We start from the raw sequence: 1,113 nt of genomic DNA on the forward strand, positions 1-1,113 counted from the left end.
AGCAGTTTCGCCGTATCGCAACCCGCTATGACCAGACGAGAAAATCGTTCCGCGCCTTTCTCAACCTCGCCGCAGCCAAGTTGTGGCTACCATCTTTTGTCAACAGAACCTAAACAGCTAGGGAGTGAGAACTGCCGCTCGTAGATTTATGGGTACTCTATCCGGCAGGACGTCAGGCGCTCTTTTTTTATTGTTCGTGTCCTCCGGATTTTCTTTCCGGACAAGTGGTAATTATCGGAAAGAGAAAATGGAATAGTCTGCATCTCAATAGTAGAGACGTAATTTCAAGGTGTCTCATTCGTCCAGAGGAGCAAAACACGTGGCAATCGATCTTCCACCTCCAATAGCGCACTTTATTGAAACGACGAATACGGGGGATACAGCAAATTTCCTGAACTGTTTTACAGCAGATGCATTTCTCGCTGACTGGGGCCGGAACTACCAGGGAAAGGCTGGAATTGCCCGTTGGAATCGAAGCGATAACATTGGCGTCCATGCTTATCTCGTTCCCCTTGAAGTCCATATGATAACGACGGGATATTCAGTAACCATCAAGGTTACGGGGAAAGGTTTTAACGGCGTGGGAACGATGAAATTCCAGTTACAGGATAATCAGATTGTCGGTCTTATTATCGAATAGAAGGGTGAGGAGAGCTAGCAACTGTGTTTAAGCGATGGAACCTACACGCCACGGTAGGCCTGTTTTGAGGACAGCATTTGCGATTGTGACGAGACGCCGCGCAATCGCGATGATGACCAGTTTATGTGGCTTGCCCCGCTGTTTCGTGCGCTGTGCCACAGCTTTCAAAACCGGATCATGACATGAAGCTGCCAATTCGGCTTGAAACAGGACATGGCGGAGAGATCCGTCCTCCTGAAATGACACGTTTCCCGCGCATCGCGCCGCTATCCTGAGACATTGGTGCAAGTCCGGTCATGGCAGCAGCTTCGGTCGCTGTCATGCGACCGAGTTCTGGCATTTCTGCGAGAAGCATGGCGACTGAGACTAGGTCACGTTGACAAAAGATCTATACGATCTGCCTGAGATCTGATTCACTTCCTGCCTGTGGGGTAAGGAGCAGAGAGAACAGGCATGGCACGAGGCGATCTGAC

The 1,113-nt window shown here is 50.0% G+C and carries 1 protein-coding gene; it reads left to right on the top strand.

Features of this window, described 5'->3' with window-relative positions; genetic code table 11:
• Positions 1–319: 319 nt before the first annotated feature.
• Entirely contained in the window at positions 320–640 is a 321-nt protein-coding gene (locus HKD27_RS16220; RefSeq protein WP_194690222.1) for a nuclear transport factor 2 family protein, read from the top strand.
• Positions 641–1,113: the final 473 nt, after the last annotated feature.

The sequence above is a fragment of the Gluconobacter sp. R75690 genome, from assembly GCF_015244525.1.
Taxonomy (GTDB): domain Bacteria; phylum Pseudomonadota; class Alphaproteobacteria; order Acetobacterales; family Acetobacteraceae; genus Gluconobacter; species Gluconobacter potus.